This window comes from Haloarchaeobius amylolyticus, assembly GCF_026616195.1.
In the GTDB taxonomy this organism is placed as follows: domain Archaea; phylum Halobacteriota; class Halobacteria; order Halobacteriales; family Natrialbaceae; genus Haloarchaeobius; species Haloarchaeobius amylolyticus.
Window position 1 is genome coordinate 1,062,188 of the sequence record NZ_JANHDH010000001.1, and the last position, 17,282, is coordinate 1,079,469.

15 protein-coding genes are annotated in these 17,282 nt (G+C 69.0%); 9 read left to right on the forward strand and 6 right to left on the reverse strand.

All coding sequences use genetic code 11. From position 1 onward, the window contains the following. The first annotated feature begins 172 nt into the window (after positions 1 to 172). The gene (locus NOV86_RS05415) at positions 173 to 409 is read left to right on the forward strand and encodes a hypothetical protein (protein ID WP_267640246.1); all 237 of its coding nucleotides are present in this window, start codon (positions 173 to 175) and stop codon (positions 407 to 409) included. A gap of 48 nt (positions 410 to 457) precedes the next feature. Continuing rightward, the gene (locus NOV86_RS05420) at positions 458 to 625 is read left to right on the forward strand and encodes a DUF7838 family putative zinc beta-ribbon protein (RefSeq protein WP_267640247.1); all 168 of its coding nucleotides are present in this window, start codon (positions 458 to 460) and stop codon (positions 623 to 625) included. A 73-nt stretch (positions 626 to 698) separates the two neighbouring features. Here the strand turns inward: NOV86_RS05420 and NOV86_RS05425 are convergent, their stop codons facing one another. The 5 genes from NOV86_RS05425 to gcvT all read right to left on the reverse strand — a co-directional run bounded on the left by NOV86_RS05425 (position 699) and on the right by gcvT (position 6,146). Beyond that, complete coding sequence (locus tag NOV86_RS05425) at positions 699 to 1,388, reverse strand: DsbA family protein (RefSeq protein ID WP_267640248.1); 690 nt, start codon at positions 1,386 to 1,388, stop codon at positions 699 to 701. Between the two features lie 246 nt (positions 1,389 to 1,634). Then, the gene (gcvPB, locus tag NOV86_RS05430; RefSeq protein WP_267640250.1) at positions 1,635 to 3,053 is read right to left on the reverse strand and encodes an aminomethyl-transferring glycine dehydrogenase subunit GcvPB; all 1,419 of its coding nucleotides are present in this window, start codon (positions 3,051 to 3,053) and stop codon (positions 1,635 to 1,637) included. Then, positions 3,050 to 4,390: an aminomethyl-transferring glycine dehydrogenase subunit GcvPA gene (gcvPA, locus tag NOV86_RS05435; protein WP_267640251.1), complete on the reverse strand. Its 1,341-nt coding sequence runs from the start codon at positions 4,388 to 4,390 to the stop codon at positions 3,050 to 3,052. Before gcvPA ends, gcvPB begins: the two co-directional genes overlap by 4 nt. A 266-nt stretch (positions 4,391 to 4,656) precedes the next feature. Then, entirely contained in the window at positions 4,657 to 5,040 is a 384-nt protein-coding gene (gene gcvH / locus NOV86_RS05440; RefSeq protein WP_267640253.1) for a glycine cleavage system protein GcvH, read from the reverse strand. After that, a complete protein-coding gene (gene gcvT, locus NOV86_RS05445) occupies positions 5,037 to 6,146 on the reverse strand; it encodes a glycine cleavage system aminomethyltransferase GcvT (RefSeq protein WP_267640254.1) in 1,110 nt (369 codons plus the stop codon). The genes gcvH and gcvT overlap by 4 nt, the downstream gene beginning before the upstream one ends. 213 nt (positions 6,147 to 6,359) lie before the next feature. Between gcvT and NOV86_RS05450 the strand changes: the two genes are divergently transcribed. The 7 genes from NOV86_RS05450 to NOV86_RS05480 all read left to right on the forward strand — a co-directional run bounded on the left by NOV86_RS05450 (position 6,360) and on the right by NOV86_RS05480 (position 13,683). Continuing rightward, on the forward strand, positions 6,360 to 6,758 hold the full coding sequence (locus tag NOV86_RS05450) for a DUF7975 family protein (RefSeq protein WP_267640256.1): 399 nt from the start codon (positions 6,360 to 6,362) through the stop codon (positions 6,756 to 6,758). A 129-nt stretch (positions 6,759 to 6,887) separates the two neighbouring features. Further along, positions 6,888 to 7,319, forward strand: a complete 432-nt coding sequence (locus NOV86_RS05455) for a universal stress protein (RefSeq protein WP_267640257.1) — start codon at positions 6,888 to 6,890, stop codon at positions 7,317 to 7,319. Beyond that, the gene (locus tag NOV86_RS05460; protein WP_267640258.1) at positions 7,316 to 9,562 is read left to right on the forward strand and encodes an amino acid permease; all 2,247 of its coding nucleotides are present in this window, start codon (positions 7,316 to 7,318) and stop codon (positions 9,560 to 9,562) included. The genes NOV86_RS05455 and NOV86_RS05460 overlap by 4 nt, the downstream gene beginning before the upstream one ends. Positions 9,563 to 9,745: 183 nt before the next feature. After that, the gene (locus tag NOV86_RS05465) at positions 9,746 to 11,212 is read left to right on the forward strand and encodes a DUF2238 domain-containing protein (protein ID WP_267640259.1); all 1,467 of its coding nucleotides are present in this window, start codon (positions 9,746 to 9,748) and stop codon (positions 11,210 to 11,212) included. Between the two features lie 156 nt (positions 11,213 to 11,368). Next, positions 11,369 to 12,085 (forward strand): hypothetical protein, encoded by a 717-nt coding sequence (locus NOV86_RS05470; protein ID WP_267640260.1) that lies wholly within the window; start codon positions 11,369 to 11,371, stop codon positions 12,083 to 12,085. Positions 12,086 to 12,132: 47 nt separating this feature from the next. Continuing rightward, positions 12,133 to 12,711: a DUF2238 domain-containing protein gene (locus tag NOV86_RS05475; RefSeq protein WP_303647560.1), complete on the forward strand. Its 579-nt coding sequence runs from the start codon at positions 12,133 to 12,135 to the stop codon at positions 12,709 to 12,711. Between the two features lie 90 nt (positions 12,712 to 12,801). Continuing rightward, on the forward strand, positions 12,802 to 13,683 hold the full coding sequence (locus NOV86_RS05480) for a DUF4399 domain-containing protein (RefSeq protein WP_267640262.1): 882 nt from the start codon (positions 12,802 to 12,804) through the stop codon (positions 13,681 to 13,683). Positions 13,684 to 13,701: 18 nt separating this feature from the next. On the opposite strand, the gene NOV86_RS05485 is transcribed toward NOV86_RS05480, so the two are convergent. Further along, complete coding sequence (locus NOV86_RS05485) at positions 13,702 to 16,932, reverse strand: glycoside hydrolase family 97 N-terminal domain-containing protein (protein ID WP_267640263.1); 3,231 nt, start codon at positions 16,930 to 16,932, stop codon at positions 13,702 to 13,704. Positions 16,933 to 17,282 lie beyond the last annotated feature (350 nt).

Here is a 17,282-nt window from a genome sequence, read left to right on the forward strand (position 1 = left end):
CTGCTGGACACCGGAAGGAGATTTGGTATCGTGGCATGCGGTTTAATCTGGTCGCGAGGACGAAACCGGCGCGAATCCCACCATACGAGAGTACGCCCGGGAGACGCCCGCTGTGTATCGTCTGCCAATCGTCTGACGTAAATTGATATGCATGGCAATCACAGACAATGCTATGGCACTCCCGAACGCCCGCGTCTCGCCGGAGGAGGTCTTCGAGTCGTTCGCCGAGGACACCGTCGCGGAGGTGATCGCGCTCGCGGACGAGGACGATACCCCTGGCACGACAGCCGTCGAGTCGGACGAGTTCGAGGGCTTCCTCGCGGACGAACAGCGAGACGAACCCGTGGCGGTCGCCGGCCCCGAGGCGGACCCGGCCGAGGAGCTCGACCTCGACGAACTCTTCTCGTGAGCGCCGCGGACCGAATCCATAAAGTTCCACGGCGTCCGAGCGCACCGTATGAGTCTTGAGATCGACCACTACTGTCCCGACTGCGAGGACGACGAGACCTTCTACCGCGCCGCGAGCACCGAGATGCACCTCGGCGAGAAGGTGAAGTGGCACTGCACAGAGTGCGACTACGGGTTCGTCAAGATCGGCGCGAACGTCGACACCAGCGAAGCCTGAACCGTCATCTTCTGCCGTCGAAGCCGGGGTCTACGTCGGTACACCGGCATCTTCCCACCGGAAAACGAGAGTGCTACTCCTCCAGCGCCGCCTGCAGCCCGGTGTCGACGGTGTACCACCAGGACTTCTCGGGGACGAGTTCCTGCCCGTTCACGAAGAACGTCGGCGTCCCCCGGACGCCCCGGTCGATGCCGGACTGCCGGTCCGCCGTCACGGTCGGGCGGTGTGTGCCGGCTTTCGCCTCGGCGACGACCGCCTTCGGGTCTGCCCCGACCGTGCGGGCGGCGTCCTCGATAGTCTTCCAGCTCATCGCCGATTGGCGCTCGTAGGCCGCCTTCGAGAACGCGAAGAAGGCGTCCATCCCCTCGCTCGCCTGCACGCTGCGGCCGGCCATCGCGACGTTCCAGGACCACTCGTTCAGCGGAATCGGGAAGTCGCGGTGGATGTAGTAGACGTCGCCCGTCGAGAGGTACTTCTCCTCGACCTTCGGGAGCGTGTCGAGGTGGAAGGTGCTGCAGTGGCCGCACATGTAGTCGGTGTAGGCCTCGATGACGACCGGGGCGTCCAGGTCACCGAGGGTCGGTTCCGCGAGCAGCGACGCCTCGCCGGACCCGGGTGTCTCGGCGCCCTGTGTGTCACCTGTCGGTCCATCCGCGGCCGGGGCCGAGCCGTTCGTCAGATTGCCCGTACAGCCGGCGAGCGCGGTGGCCGCGCCGACGCCGAGTCCCCGGAGGAGCCATCGTCGTGAGGTCTGCTTCGTCATACCTGTAGTAACGTGTCGGTCAGCGATAAGGGGTTACAGTGGCGTAGTGAGCTATCACACCCTACAGCAGCCAGATATAAACCGCATACTGCGATAGCAAATCCGGGTTCCGAGTGAACGCGGAGGCTCCAGAGAACCGGGTCGAGAAGCGCTCTCCGTGGTGAAACGCGTCGCTACGGCTCGAGAACAGGGCCAGCTGAACGGAACAGGAACGACGAGAACGAACCGGACGGGGTGCGAGTGGGCTTACTCGTCGGGCAGCGACTGCCAGGAGAGGCGCAGGTCGCGGGCCGCCGAGGTCTGGTCGATACGGCGGGCCGTGGTGCGCTCGGGGGCCGCCGCCAGCGTCTCGTCGTCCTCGGCCGCGACCGCGTTGAACGCGTGGGCGAGCTGGTCGAGCGTCCCCTTGTTCTCGATCTCGGTCGGCTCGGTCATCAGCGCCTCGCTGACGATCTCGGGCCACTTCGTCGTCGGCGGGTGGACGCCGTAGTCCAGCATGCGCTTTGCCACGTCGGCGGCGTCCTGGTCGCCCGCGCTCGCGACGAACTCGTGGTGGAACGGCCCGTAGGGGACCTCGTAGTCCACCTGGGTCGCCAGGTAGTTGGCGTTCAGCACCGCCTTCGCGCTGGCGTCACGCAGGCCGGGGTCGCCCAGCCGGGCGATGTAGGCGTACGTCTTGAGCAGGACGAGCCAGTTGCCGAGGTAGCCGTGGACCTTCCCGACGGAGTGCTCGGGGTCGACGAGTTCGTAGGTGCCGTCGTTTCGCGCGACCTGCGGCCGCGGGAGGAACGGCGCGAGGTCGTCGACCACACCGACCGGGCCGGCGCCGGGGCCACCGCCGCCGTGGGGCGTCGCGAACGTCTTGTGGACGTTGTAGTGCATGATGTCGAAGCCCATGTCGCCGGGGCGGGCCCGGCCGAGCAGGGCGTTGAGGTTCGCGCCGTCGTAGTAGAGGAGCCCGCCCGCGTCGTGGACCATCTCCGCGATGGTCTCGATGTCGCGCTCGAACAGCCCGAGGGTGTTCGGGTTGGTGAGCATGAGCAGGGCGGTGTCCTCCGAGAGCGCGGCCTCGAGCGCCTCGAGGTCGACCCGGCCGTCGTCGCCGCCGGGGAGTTCGACCACGTCGAAGCCGGCGAGGGCGGCGCTGGCGAAGTTCGTCCCGTGTGCGCTCTCGGGGACGATGATCTCCGAGCGGTCCTCGCCGTTGTGCTCGTGGTAGGCCTTCGCGACGAGGACGCCGGTGAACTCACCGGCCGCGCCCGCGGGCGGCTGGAGCGTCACCGCGTCCATCCCGCCGATACGGCCGAGGTAGTCCTGCAGGTCGTAGAGGATCTCCAGGGTGCCCTGGATGCTCCCCTCCGAGCGGTCCGGGTGGACCGCGCCCGAGTCGAGGGCCGCCACGTCCTCGGTGAACTTCGGGTTGTACTTCATCGTACAGGACCCGAGGGGGTACGGCCCGGACTCGACGCCGTAGTTCATCTCCGAGAGCCGGGTGTAGTGCCGGGCGATCTCGGGTTCGGAGAGGACTGGGAGTTCGAGCGAGTCCCGGGTCAGGTCGTCGGGCAGCGGCGAGTCGTCGAGGTCTGCCTCGCTGGTGTGCTTCTCCGAGAGCAGCGGTTCGTAGCGCTCCTCGTCGTGGGTCCAGCGCGCCTGGTCGAACTTCATCGTGCCACCTCCGCGAGGGTCTCGACGAAGGCATCCAGTTGCGCGTCGGTCGCGCCCGTGACACACACCTGAATCTCGTGTTCGCCGACGACGTGGACCGCGAAGCCCTCCGCTTCGAGGTCCTCCGCGATAGCCTTCGCGGGCTGGTCGGTGTGGGCGACGAACTCCCGGAAGTGATGCCGGTCGTGGACCGGCGCCTTCACGCCGACGATGTCCGAGACGCGGGACGCGAGTTCCTCGGCGCGGGTGACCGACTCGTTCGCGAGGTCGGCCAGCCCGTCGGGGCCGAGGACGGCCGCGTGCATGGCCGCCCGGAGGGCGACCCACGCCTGGTTCGTACAGATGTTCGAGGTCGCACGCTCCCGGCGGATGTGCTGTTCGCGGGTCTGGAGCGTGAGGGTGTAGGTCCGCTTGCCGTCGGCGTCCTCGCTGGCGCCGACGAGGCGGCCCGGCACCTGCCGGACGTAGTCCTCGCGGGTGGCGAACAGCCCGAGGCCCATCCCGTAGCTGGTGGGCATCCCGAGCACGTCGGCCGCGCCGACGACCACGTCCGCGCCGACGCTCGCCGGTTCCTGGAGCAGGGCGAGCGCGACCGGATCCGAGCCGAGGGTGAACAGCGCGTCGTTCTCGTCGGTCAGGTCGCCGATGGCCGCGAGGTGCTCCTCCACGCAGCCCCGGACCGTCGGGTTCTCGGCGTACACCATGACCGTGTCGTCGCCGACGCGCTCTGCGAGGGCGTCGAGGTCGACGTTCCCGTCGGCCATCGGGTACGACTCGACGACGAGGTCGGTGCCGGCGACGTAGTTGGCCAGCACCTCGCGTCGGCCCTCCGCGAGCTGGTCGGGGACCAGCACCTGCGTCCCCGAAGTCTGGCGCAGGCGGTCGGCGAGCGTCGCCGCCTCGCCGAGCGCGGTCGCGGCGTCGTACATGGAACAGTTCGCGACACCGAGGCCGGTCAACTCGACCAGCATCGACTGGTACTCGAACAGCGCCTGCAGGAACCCCTGCGTGATCTCCGGCTGGTACTGCGTGTAGGAGGTGAGGAACTCCGAGCGAAGCGAGAGGTGGTCGACCACCGACGGGACGTAGTGGCCGTAGTGGCCCCGCCCCAGGAGTTCGGTCAGGTCCTCGTTGCGGTCGAGTGTCGCTGCTACTTCGGCCCGAACGGTCCGTTCGTCGCGTGCCTCGATACCGAACTCGCCGTCGAACAGGACGCTCTCCGGGATGTCGAAGAGGTCGTCCTCGCTGTCGACGCCGATGGCATCGAGCATCGCCTCGGTGTCCGCCCGGGTGTGCGGCGCGAATGGGCTGCCCTGTGTCGTGTCGTGTCCACTCATGGTGTCACTGGTGTGCTACGGTGTGCGCGTACTCGCCCGCTGGTGCCCCGCGTGAGCGTCCAGCGACCGATGTTTCGATTCACAATAGCGCGCTTGGGACTACTGGCATATGATTGCCGTGGTTCGCCCCGCGAGTGTGTGCACGTTAGTGGATAAGTAAGGGCCAGTCCTCGAAGAGATACGCTCGTTCCTGCACACTCACCGGCAAGATTTTCACGACTCGCGACCGGTGCGGTCGGCAGGACCGTGCGAGAGCGGTCCGTCGGTCAGGCGACCTGGTCGGCGTACTCGTCCGCGCTCAGCAGGTCCGCCAGTTCGGACTCGTCCGCGAGGGCGACCTCGAGCATCCAGCCGTCGCCGAAGGGGTCGTCGTTGACGAGTTCCGGCGCGTCGAACAGCTCCTCGTTGACCTCGGTGACTTCGCCGGAAACCGGCGCGTAGAGGTCCGAGACCGCCTTGATGGACTCGATGACGCCGAACGCCTCGCCCTGTTCGATCTCGTCGCCCGCCTCGGGGAGTTCGACGAACACCACGTCGCCCAGTTCGTCCTGTGCGAAGTCCGTGATGCCGATGCGGACGGTGTCGCCGTCGCGCAGTGCCCATTCGTGCGATTCCTCGTACTTCCGGTCGTCAGGTGTCTCGAAGCTCATTGGTTGCGTTCGTAGAAGGGGAGTGGTTCGACGACTGCCTTCTTGGCCCGGCCGCGGACCATGATATGCAGCCGGGTCTCGGGGTCGGCGAAGTCGGTCGGTACGTAGCCGAGGCCGATGGGTTCGTCCAGCGTCGGACTCATCGTCCCGCTGGTGACGGTCCCGATGACGGTGTCGTCCGTGTCGGCGATGTCGTAGCCGTGGCGGGGGACGCCGCGGTCGACGAGCCGGAAACCGACGAGTTCCTCCTCGACGCCGTCCTCCCTGGCGGCCTCGAGGGCGTCACGGCCGACGAACTCGGTGTCGAGTTTGACGGTGAAGCCGATACCGGCCTCGTAGGGGTTCCGGGGCTGGTCCTCCGGGTGGAAGTCCTGCCCCGAGAGGAGCAGGCCGGCCTCCAGCCGGAGGGTGTCACGCGCCCCGAGCCCGCAGGGCTGGACGTCGTCGAACGTCTCCCACACGTCGACGGCGTCGTCCCACGGGACGACCAGTTCGAACCCGTCCTCGCCGGTGTACCCCGTCCGGGCGACCAGGCACTCCGCGCCCGCCACGTCTGTGTAGCGGGCCGAGAAGCGCGAGAGGTCGGCCACGCTGTCGGCGGCCGCCTCCGCGACGTGGTCGACCGCGTCCGGCCCCTGGACCGCGAACATCGCGTAGTCCTCGGTCCGGTCGGTGACCGTCGCGTCGAGGTCCCACTCGTCGCGGTGGTCGGTCCACCGCGACAGCATCTCCTGTTCGTGGCCCGCGTTCGGGACGAACAGGTACGTCGGGTCCTCGTCGTCAGCCTCGTCCGGGTAACGGTACAGGACCGTGTCGTCGAGGATGACCCCGTCCTCGCGGCAGATACAGGCGTACTGCGAGTCGCCGGGACCGAGTCGCTCGACGTCGTTGGTGGTCAACCGCTGCATCAGCCGGGTCGCGTCCGGCCCGGACACTTCTATCTCGCCCATGTGCGACACGTCGAAGATGCCGACACTGGTGCGAACGGCCTCGTGTTCGGCGCGGATGCCCGCGAACTCGACGGGCATGTCCCAGCCGCCGAACTCGGTGAACGTCGCGCCGGCCGCGTCGTGTTGCTCGCGCAACGGGGGTGTCCTCAGGGCCATATCGGCACCCACTCTCGCCGGCAAGTAATGTTTTCGTATCCCGGCCGACCGGTCACCGGTTCTTCCGTTCGTTCCGAGGTGTTCCGGCGTGAATCGGTGGGGTATCCGGGTCACCGACCCCACCGGGTGCGGGTGGCCGCAGGGGAACCCGACACCGACCGGAATCAGAACCCACTACAGGACCGCACCACCAACCCCACAGCAAGACCACGCATGACACGCTTCGACGCGACGACGGAGCCGACCCGCATCGAACTGGTCGCCGACGCCATCGCGGCTCACCGCGAGCGCGGCAGTGCCGCGACGACGCTGACGGTCGAGCCGACCGACGCGGACCGCGAGATCGGCCACGGGGCGCCGTGGATCCAGTACTTCGAGGGGACGGTCGCGCTGGACTGCACCGACTACGAACTGGAGCAGCTGAAGAAGTTGCTCGACGACTTCCCGTCGTTCAGCATCGACGAGCTGGTCACGCCCGAGGAGGCCGAGGGGACCCACGCCCGGGTGACGGCCCGAACTGACGACGAACGGATCGGTCAGTTCGTCGACCGTGTGTTCCGGGAAGTGTTCGACAGGTCCGAGGGGTACCGGCTGTGGGTCGCTGAAATTTGACTCGAAGACAGAGAACTATTTGGTCGGTGGGCTTCTAGGCCCGACCATGAGACATACCCTGAGAGGCAAGACTATCGCCAAGCCGGAGCGCCGGTGCGACCATTCGATCGCGGACGGGGGTGGTGGGTGATGGAGTCGGACCTGCTCTCCCACCCGGTCGTCCCCGTCGCGGGCGAGAAGGACGCCCACGCGACGCTCGACGCACTTCTCCCGTACCTCACCGAGGAATCGCGGCTGACCATCGTCCACGTCGTCGAGAAGGCCGGCGGCGCGCCCGACAAGGCCTCCGTCGAACAGCGCGAGGAGTACGCCCAGGAGGCCTTCGACGCCGCGGCCGAGCACTGCGAGGAGGCCGGTATCGAGTACGAGACGAGACTGGCCTACGGCCGGAACGTCTCGAAGGCCATCTTCGACGCCGCGACGGAGGTCGACGCGACCGCGGTCGCGTTCGTCCCGCGGAAGGGGAGTCGCCTCCTGCGGTTCATCACCGGCGACACGACGCTGGACCTCGTGACGGAGGCCGAACTGCCGGTCATCGCGCTTCCCGGGGGTGACGGATGACAGACGAGGAACTCGCGAAAGACCTCGGCCCACTCGCGGCCCTGACCATCGGGGTCGGGACGATGATCGGTGCGGGTATCTTCGTCCTGCCCGGCGACGCCATCCTCCAGGCCGGCTCGCTGGCGGTCGTCTCGTTCGTCATCGGTGGGGCCATCGCGTTGCTGACGGCCCTGTCGGCGTCCGAACTCGGCACCGCGATGCCGAAGTCCGGCGGCGCGTACTACTACGTCAACCGGGCGCTCGGGCCACTGTTCGGTTCCGTCGCCGGCTGGGCGAACTGGATGGGGCTGGCGTTCGCCTCCGCGTTCTACATGGTCGGCTTCGGCCAGTACGTCAGCAACATCTTCGGGCTGGCCGACGGCTACGCGCTGGCCGGCCTCACCATCCCGTCGGTGAAGATCGTCGCGCTCGCGGGGGCGGCCCTGTTCGTCCTCGTGAACTACATCGGGGCGAAGGAGACGGGGCGCCTGCAGAACATCATCGTCGTCATCCTCGTCGCCATCCTGACCGTGTTCACCATCGTCGGCGCGATGCGGGCCGACCCGGCCAACCTCCCGGAGAGCAAGGGCTTCGGGCCGATGATGACGACGACCGGGCTCATCTTCGTCTCCTACCTCGGCTTCGTCCAGATCACGAGCGTCGCCGAGGAGATCAAGGACCCCGACCGGAACCTCCCGCGGGCGGTCATCGGGAGCGTCCTCATCGTGACGGCCATCTACGCGCTCGTCCTCGTCGTGATGAGCATGGCCGTCGAGAAGGGGTTCATCGCGGACCTCGCACGCGGCACCGACAAGATCGCCGTCGTGGAGGTCGCCCGACTCCTGCTCGGGCCCGCTGGCGCCATCGCGATGCTCATCGGTGGCCTGCTGGCGACCGCCTCCAGCGCGAACGCGAGCATCCTCGCGTCCTCGCGCATCAACTTCGCGATGGGGCGTGACCGCATCGTCACGCCGGAACTCAACGAGATACACAACCGGTACGGCACGCCGTATCGCGCCATCGGCATCACCGGGGCGCTCATCCTGACGTTCATCGTCATCGCCCCCATCGAGACGCTGGCGACGATGGGCAGCGTGCTCCACCTCATCATCTACGGGCTGCTCAACCTCGCCCTCATCGTGATGCGCGAGGCCGAGGTGCCCGAGTACGACCCGTCGTACCGTGTCCCCCTCTACCCCATCACGCCCATCGTGGGCGCGTTCGTCTCGTTCGCGCTCATCGCGTTCATCGACCCGACCATCATCCTCCTGAGCGTCGGGTTCGTCGTCTTCGCCGGCCTGTGGTACCTCGGGTACGCGCGCTCCCGGACGACCGAGGGCGGCGAGCTCTCCGAGTGGATCCTCTCGCGCTCGGACGAGATGCCGGACTCCGCGGTCAACGCCGCGAACACGGTCGCCCCCGACGGCGGCCAGTTCCGGGTGATGGTCCCGCTGGCGAACCCCGAACACGAGAAGGACCTCGTCTCGCTCGCGGCCGCCATCGCGAAACAGCGCGGCGGGACGGTCGTGGCGACCCACATCGTGCAGGTCCCCGACCAGACCTCGCTGGCGTACGCGAAGGACCACGTCGACGAGATGGACCCGGACAACAGGGAGTTGCTCGACTCCGCCCGCGCCGACGCCGAGGCCTTCGACGTCCCGGTCGAGACCCACACCATCCTCTCGCACCGCTCGTTCGAGGAGGTGTTCGACGCGGCCCGCGACCACAAGGCGGACCTCGTCGTGATGGGCTGGGGGCCACACTCCCACGGCCGCGCCGAGAGCCGGGTCGACGAGCTCACCCAGGACGTGCCCTGTGACTTCCTCGTGCTGAAGGACCGCGGCTTCGACCCGGAGCGTATCCTGGTGCCCACCGCGGGCGGCCCGGACTCCGACCTCTCCGCCGAGGTCGCCCAGTCGCTGCAGGCACAGTACGGCTCCGAGATCGAGTTGCTGTACGTCCGCCGACCCGACGAGGAGACCCAGGAGGAGGCCGAATCTTTCCTTCAGGACTGGGCCACCGACCACGACCTGTCGGACGCGACCTTCATCGTCGACGACGGCGGCGACGTCGAGGCGGCCATCGAGCGCCACGCCCGCGACGCGTCGATGCTCGTCGTCGGCGCGACCGAGCGCGGCCTGCTCTCGCGCCTGCTCCGTGGCTCGCTCGTGATGGACGTCATCGACGACGTGGACTGTTCGGTCCTGCTCGCCGAGAAGCAACGCAAGACGAGCATCCGCGAGCGCCTGTTCGGCCGGCGGTAGGCGCACACCCGGTCGTTCTTCTCGCTGTCGGCCCCATCAGCCCGTTACGGGCCGGTGCCTGCCCCGCTCAAACGTCTGTGACGACTATGTGTCACTATCCGAAGGAGGGGGAGACGTGGACGAGACAAGCAGTAGGGGCACCGGGAGCGGTCGCACCGCCGCCACCGACCGCCGGAGACGGCCATGAGAGACGTCCTCCGGTCGGCGAACGCGGTCCTGACCTGGACGCTGGTGTTCGCGCTCCTCGCGCTGGCGGGGTTCGCGTACACCCGCGACACCGTCGTGGTGGCCGGACTCGCCGCCGTGCTGGCCGTGCTGGCCGTGGGGCCGGCGCTCACCCGCGGGTCGCCGGTGCAGGTCGCCCCGTGGCCACTCGTCGGCATCGCCTGCGTGCCACTGGCCACCCGGGCGTTCGGGCCGGAGGCCGTCGTCGCGGCCGGACGAACCCTCAAACTGTGGGTCCTCGCGACCGCCCCCGAGTCCGGCCTCGACGGGCTCGTCTGGACCGCCCGTGACGCCAGAGTGTGGGTGCTCGCCGTGGGCGACCGCGTCGGTGTCGACCTCTCGTACTACCTGTCGGCCGAGTTCGTGGCGTACCTGCTGGAGAGCGCCGCGAACAGCGGGTTCGAACCGGTGTTCGTCTTCGTCGACGCGGCCACGCTGGCGGCGGTCGCCCTGCTCGGGGTGGCCCTGCTCCAGCAGTTCACGAGCCTGCGCATGACGGCGAGTTTCGGCCGGCTGTTCGTCGCCGTCGCGACGATGGGGCTGACCGGCTGGTGGGGCATCGTGCGCTGGTTCGCGACCGACGCCTTCGGCGTGGCGCTGGTGACGACCAACGACGCGCTCATGTGGGAGTTCGCCATCGCCAGCCTCGCCGGCGTCCTCGTCGCCGTGCTGTTCGCCCGGTACATCTGCCGGACGCGGCCCGAGGAGCGTGCCGACACGCCGGCCCCGGCGACGGTCGCGACCGACGGTGGCGACGGGGGAAACCGACCGGTAGCCGAGACTGGCCGGGCATCCCCGCCCGCGCCACGCGTGACCGAGTACGCGGCCGGCATGCTCGTCCGGTTCATGCAACTCACGTTGCTGACCATCGCCTACGTCGGGTACCACCAGCAGAGCCTCGGCATCGTCGTCAACGCCCTCGGCGCGTTCGCCGTCACCTTCCTGCCGGCGGTCCTCGGTCGGGACCGACGGTTCACGATGCACGTCTACCTGACGTTCTGGCTGACCGCGGCAGTCCTGTTCCACGCGGCCGGGACGCTCGGCCCCTACGGCGACATCGTCTGGTACGACGACCTCGCGCACACGCTCTCGGCGTCGGTCGTCGCCGCGGTCGGCTACGCCACGGCCCGGTCGCTGGAGGCCCACAGCGACCAGCTCCGGCTCACGCCGTGGTTCACCTTCGTCTACCTGCTGCTGTTCGTCATGGCCGCCGGCGTCCTCTGGGAGCTACTGGAGTTCGCCGTCATGTTCGCTGCCGAGCGCGCCGGCCAGCCCGCTCCACTCGTCCAGTCGGGGCTCGACGACACCGTCTCCGACCTCATCTACGACTCCATCGGTGGCGTCGTCGTGGCGCTGTTCGGGTCGGTCCACCTGACCGACACGGATGCAGAGGACCGGCGACCGACCGACGAACGCTCGGCGTGAGCACGCCTTGAACCCCACTTACCGCGGGGTACGCGCTACTCTCAAGAGACTGGGACGACTACGTGTCACTAGCAAGGGGGGAGGAGACTTGCACGAGAGCCACAGCACCAGCAGGGGGAGAAGCATCGCCAGTGAACACGCCGACCGGAGGTTCGGATGAGCGGGCTTCGTCGGTCGACGAACGCGCTGCTCACGTGGCTGCTCGTCGCCGGCCTCGTCGTGCTCGCGGTCGTCGCCTATCGACAGGAGAGCGTGCTCTGGGCCGGGCTGGCGGGGGTCGTCGCGCTGCTCGCCGTCGTGCCCGCGCTGCTCGGCCGGTCCGCGACCCGGGTCCCGCCGTGGCCCCTGCTCGTCATCGCGGGCGTGCCGCTGGCGACCCGGACGGTCGGCCCGGAGACGCTCGGTTCGACCGCGGGAGACGCGACCGCCAGCGGCCTCGCGATGGCCGGCGACCTCGGCCTCGACCTCGCGTGGCTGGTCACGCCCGCGCTCGTGGGGCAGGGGTTCGAGACGGTCGGGACGTTCGCCGACGCCGCGGCCCTGGCGGCCATCGCGTTGCTCGCGGTCGCCATGCTCCAGGGGTTCACGAGCCTGCGCATGACCACCGGTTTCGGGATGCTGTTCGTCCTCGTGGTGACCATGGGACTGACCGGCTTCTGGGCGGTCGTCCGGTGGGCCGGCGCCGACGCCCTCGGCGTCACCTTCGTCGCCACGAACGAGACGCTGATGCACGAGTTCGCCGCCGCCAGCCTCGCCGGCTTCCTCGTCGCCGTCTTCTTCGGCCCGTACTTCTGTCGAGCGCGCCCGCGAGAGCGGACGCAACCCCAGCCCTCGCTGCTGACCGACGGCGGCGCCGGAGGTGACCACCAGTGAGCCTGCTCGGCCCGGTCGAACGCGCCGCCGGCCTGCTGGTCCGGGTGATGCAACTGGCGTTGCTGGCCATCGCGTACGTCGGCATCGAGGCGACCGACCTCGGCATCGTCGTGAACGCGCTCGGGGCGCTCGGCATCACGTTCCTGCCGGCGGTCCTCAGGCGCGACCGCCGCTTTACCATGCACGTCTCGCTGACGCTCTGGGTCACCGGGGCGGTCCTGCTCCACGCGGCCGGGACGCTCGGGCCCTACCAGACCGTCCCCTGGTTCGACAACCTGACCCACGCGACCTCGGCGTCGGTCGTCGCCGCGGTCGGCTACGCCGCCGCCCGGTCGCTCGACGTCCACAGCGAACAGCTCCGGCTCACGCCGTGGTTCACCTTCGGCTACCTGCTGCTGTTCGTCATGGCCGCCGGCGTCCTCTGGGAGCTGCTGGAGTACGGCGTCACGCTCGCCGCGGTCGAACTCGGCCAGCCGACGCCACTCGTCCAGTCCGGGCTGGACGACACCGTCTCCGACCTCGTCTACGACACGGTCGGGGCGCTCGTCGTCGCCCTGTTCGGCACGATGTACCTCGAGAACGCGGTGGGTGAGCGACCCGCGAGCACCGACGGCCGACACGCCTGACCGTCGTCCCCGGACACCGGACTCGACAGCCGAACTTCGTTTCTCGCTGGCGGAGTGCCCATTCGACCACGGGTCGTACTAACACGCACCATGAGCGACGAACCCCGGTACACGTCCCAGTCGGGGGCCGCGGACCCGACAGCCCGCGACACGCCGAAACGCATCGAACCGGTCCGACCACGACGGGTCGACAGGCGCGCGGTACTCCTCGCGCTCGGGAGTTCGGGAGTCCTCGCCACCGCAGGCTGTCTCACCCGCCGGCCCCAGGAGCCCGTGGGTGACCCCGCCCCGGCCGGCGAGACCCCGTACCCACCCGACGCCAGCGTCCGGTTCGTCACGCCCACCGACGGCGCAGTCGTCGCCGGCTACGTCTCGGTCGTCCTCGCGGCCGAGAACGTCCGGCTCGAACCCGCCGGACGGGCCAGGGCCGGGGCTGGGCATCTGCACCTGCTCGTCGATACGGACCCGGTCACTCCCGGTGAGATGATCCCCGACGACGCGCGGCACTTCCACCTCGGTGAGGGGTCGTCCGAGACCGTCCTCGCCCTCGACCCCGGGCAGCACCGGCTCGTCTGCCAGCTCGGCGACGGCGACCACCGCGCGACCGCCATCACCGACACGGTTACCGTCACCGTCGTCGGCGGGGCGAGCATCAGCATCGTCGAGCCCGCCGACGGCGCGACCGTCACGAACCCGTTCGTCGTGCGCTGGGCCACGGAGAAGGTCCGGCTCGAACCCGCCGGCCAGGTCAGGCAGAACGCCGGCCACGCCCACCTCCTCGTCGACACCGACCCGCTTCCGGTGGGCAGACTCATCCCTGCCGGCCCGAAGCACCTCCACTACGGCGGCGGCGAGGACGAGGCGACGCTGGACCTCTCCCCGGGCGAGCACCGGCTCGTCTGCCAGGTCGGGAACGGGACCCACCTCGCGACGCCGCTGGTCGACGAGGTGACGATCACCGTCGCCGGGTGAGGACTCCGGCACTCGGGGCTACAGCTGTTCGAAGGTCCACTGCTGGCTGTCGGCGGCGACGTAGTCCGACTGCTCGACGTTCGCGCCGTCGGTCGTCGCCTCGTCCGCGACGGTGAGGGCCTTCCCGCTGTGCCGGGCGACGACCCGGAACGTCCCGTCGTCGTTCTCGGTGACCGCCCACTGCTGGTTGGCCGCGCCGACGTAGCCCCACTGGTGGACGTTCGCGCCGTCCGCGGTCGCGGCGTTCTCGACGTCGAGGACCTTCCCGCTGTGGACCGCCTCGAGGGTGTAGTAGCCGTCCTCGACCTCGGTGACGACCCACTGCTGGTTGTCGCCGCCGACGTCCGCCCACTGGTGGACGTTCGCCCCGTCGCTGGTCGAGACGTTCTCGACGTCGAGGACCTTGCCACTGTTCACGTTCCTGACGACGTAGGTCTCGCCGGAGACGACGCTCGAGACGCCGTCGCCGGCCGGGACGATGCGCATCGCGGCACCACCGCTGGCGCCCATCGAGACGTCGACCGCGTCACCGCTGGTCACGTCGTACTCGCTGACGGTGACCGCGGTGGGGTCGGTGTCGACGTCCGAATCGGTGGCGTCCGCGTACTCCGTGACCGTCCAGCCGTCGGCCGTGCTGGCCAGGAAGTCGAGCGAGACGGTCAGCTCCCGGGCCGTGTCGTCGGTCATCGCGCCGAGGTACCACTCGTTCCCGCTGCGTTTCGCCACGACGAGGTACTCGCCGATGGCCGCCTCGAGCACGTGGGTCTCGTCCCAGCTGCCGGGGACGTTCTCGACGAAGTCGAACTCCGGGACCGTGTCGTAGTTCTCTCTGGCCGGGTCGACGTCGCCGAAGGCGGCCGGGACGGGCGAGCCGGCGCCCGCCTCGCTGATGCCGAGCGCGTTCAGGTTGAACCCGCCGACGTCGTCGGCGCCGAGCCGGACCGCGACCGTGTTGTCGCCGGCGTCGAGGTCGACCGAGACCGTGTGGACGGCCCAGTCGTCCCAGTAGTCGGTGAACGACGGGGTGAGCTGGCGCGCCGACCCGTTCACGACGAGGGTGGCCTCCGGGTTGCCGTTGTCGACGACCGCCTGCGTGTTGTCGCTCCCGTCGCTGGCGTAGCGCAGGTGGACGTCGTAGGTCCCCGCGCTCGGGACGTCCGTGACGGTGAAGGTGACCGTCGCCCCCTCGGGCTCGCGGTTCGTGTCGACCGGGACGTAGTGCGCCCCGTAGGCGTCGCGCCAGGTGTCCGCGGTGATCATCCCGTCGAGTTCGCCGGCGGCGGCGTGGACGAACTCGTCGACGCCGACCGTCGGGTCGACGTACGCCTCGATGCGGTCGGCGGCCATCTGGAGCCCGCCGAGGTAGATGGGGTACATCGCCAGTTGCTTGGCCCGGGTCGTCTGGATGCGGTCCGGCGAGTCGTCGTTGAACGTGATGTCGAAGGTCCCGGGCTGGTAGCTCGTCGGCCCCGCGAGGTTGCGGGTGAACGGGAGGGTGACGTGGTGGTCGCGCCCGACGTCCGAGCCGAGTTCGCCGAACCCGTCGTACTCCTGTGCCTTGACGACCTCGCGGGCCGCGACGTTGGGGTAGGTCCGCATCTCGCCGGTCGGCTTGATACCCTCGTGTATCTCGAGCATCTGCCGGTGGCGCGCCGCCTCCCGGATGACGTAGCGGTGGTGGTTGACCGCGCGCTGGCAGTGCTGGTTGTGGGTCGCGTACGACCCGTCTCCCTCGAAGCCGAGTCCCGGGTCGGAGACGTAGCCGTTCTTGATGGAGCGGATGCCCTGGGCCTCGTAGCCCTGGAAGATGTCGTTGTCCTGGACCTCGTCCTCGTAGTTGACGACGTTCCCGGCCGTCTCGTTGTGGATGGTCATCTCGACGGCCGGGGAGAGGTTCGCACCGTACTCGGTGACGGTCGGCACGTCGAAGTCCGGGTAGGAGTCGGCGACGCCCATCTCCAGGCCCGTCCCGTCGCCCGGGTAGGTGTCCCAGCCCTCGTTCCAGCCCTCGACGAGGACGCTGTCGATGCCGTGCTCGCTCGCGAACGCCATGTGGCGTTGCATCCGCTCGGTGCGGGCGCCGTGGACGTGCTTCGCAGGGTCGCCGCCGTCGTCCGAGATCGCCGCGTCCGTCCGGTACTCCCAGTTGGCGTTGCCCGCGATCATCATCCACCAGATGCCGACGTACTTCCGGGGCGTGATCCAGGAGGTGTCGACCCCGCCGTTCCCGTCGCCCGGCAGGACCGAGTCGTCACGCTCGGGGGCCAGCAGCGGGACCAGCTGTGACTCGAGGAGGTCGCCCGGACTTGTCCCGATCTGGATGGTCCGCCAGGGGGTCATGTGGGGCGCCGACGCCTGCACCTTCGTCCCGTCGGGGAGCGGTGCGAGTTCAACCGCCATCTGCTCGCTGCCGGCGTCGGACTTCGCGGCCACCGACATCGAGGCGTAGTCGTCGAGGTTGGACTCGTGGACGCTCAGGTAGGTCCCGTCGCTCGCCCGCATGGTCAGTGGCGTGTGCGCACCGTCGCGGATGGTGTTGTCGTTCGGCCGGATGGTCCGCGACCCGGCCGGCACCTCGCTCAGGTTCGTCTCGCGGTACTCCTGCTCGAAGCGCGGGTTGACGAACTCGTTGCGGATCCACCACGCGGTGTAGTCCTCGCTGAAGTTGAACTCGGTGTTCTCCGAGGTGATGGCGAAGTCGCCGAACTCGTCGTCGAACACCCAGCGAAAGCCGAACCCGTCGTCGAAGACGCGCACCTGCAGGTTCGCCGAGCGACCCGGGCTGGCGGTCTCCTCCAGCCCGACGGTCAGGTAGCCGTAGTCCTCGGCGACCGACGCCACGTCGCCCCACTCGGGGTCCCACGTCTCGGTCGCGACGCCACTGTCGTTCCCCGTGACCGTGACCTCCGGACCGGACCCGCTGACGGCCGTCCCGAAGGCCGCCTGGTCCGCGAAGTCGAACCCCAGGGGGGAGGGGTCGACGTAGGTCGTCCCGTTCGCCGCGACGCCGTAGGTCGGCACGCCCGAGGAGACGTCGACCGTCACCTCGATGCTGCCGTCGGGCGAGGTGACCCGCTGGACCGCCGAATCGTCGCCGGAGGTCACCTGTGCCGCGACCTCCTCGGGGACGGCCAGCGAGTACGCCGCGACCGCGCCCGCGAGTCCCGTCAGGAACGACCGCCTGCTCCGCCCGTCGCGGTCGTCCGAGGCTGCGTGTCTGTCATGCCCAGCCGTGTCAGTGTCCCGCATACCAATGGCGATTGGTCGCCCACGAATAAGCATTATGATTCGTGATGTAGTCGTTCTTCATACGATGCCCTCCCGTGGTCTCACGGGGCTCGACCGGTCCCGAACTCCCCCATCGACGCCCCGGCCGGAACGGGCCACGCTACCGTCACCGACCACTGACAGTACCGGGTAACCTCTCGCTGCCATGGGTACCACCGCGATAACGGGTCCATAGCTATGGCCATCAAGGCTGTAGGCTGGAACGGGACGGCAGGGTCGATACGTAACCGGTCGACCGTGCGTGTCCCTGGTATCCCACCACTCCCGATCACCGTTCCCTCCCCCCACCGGATTTCGGTGTCGCCACTCGC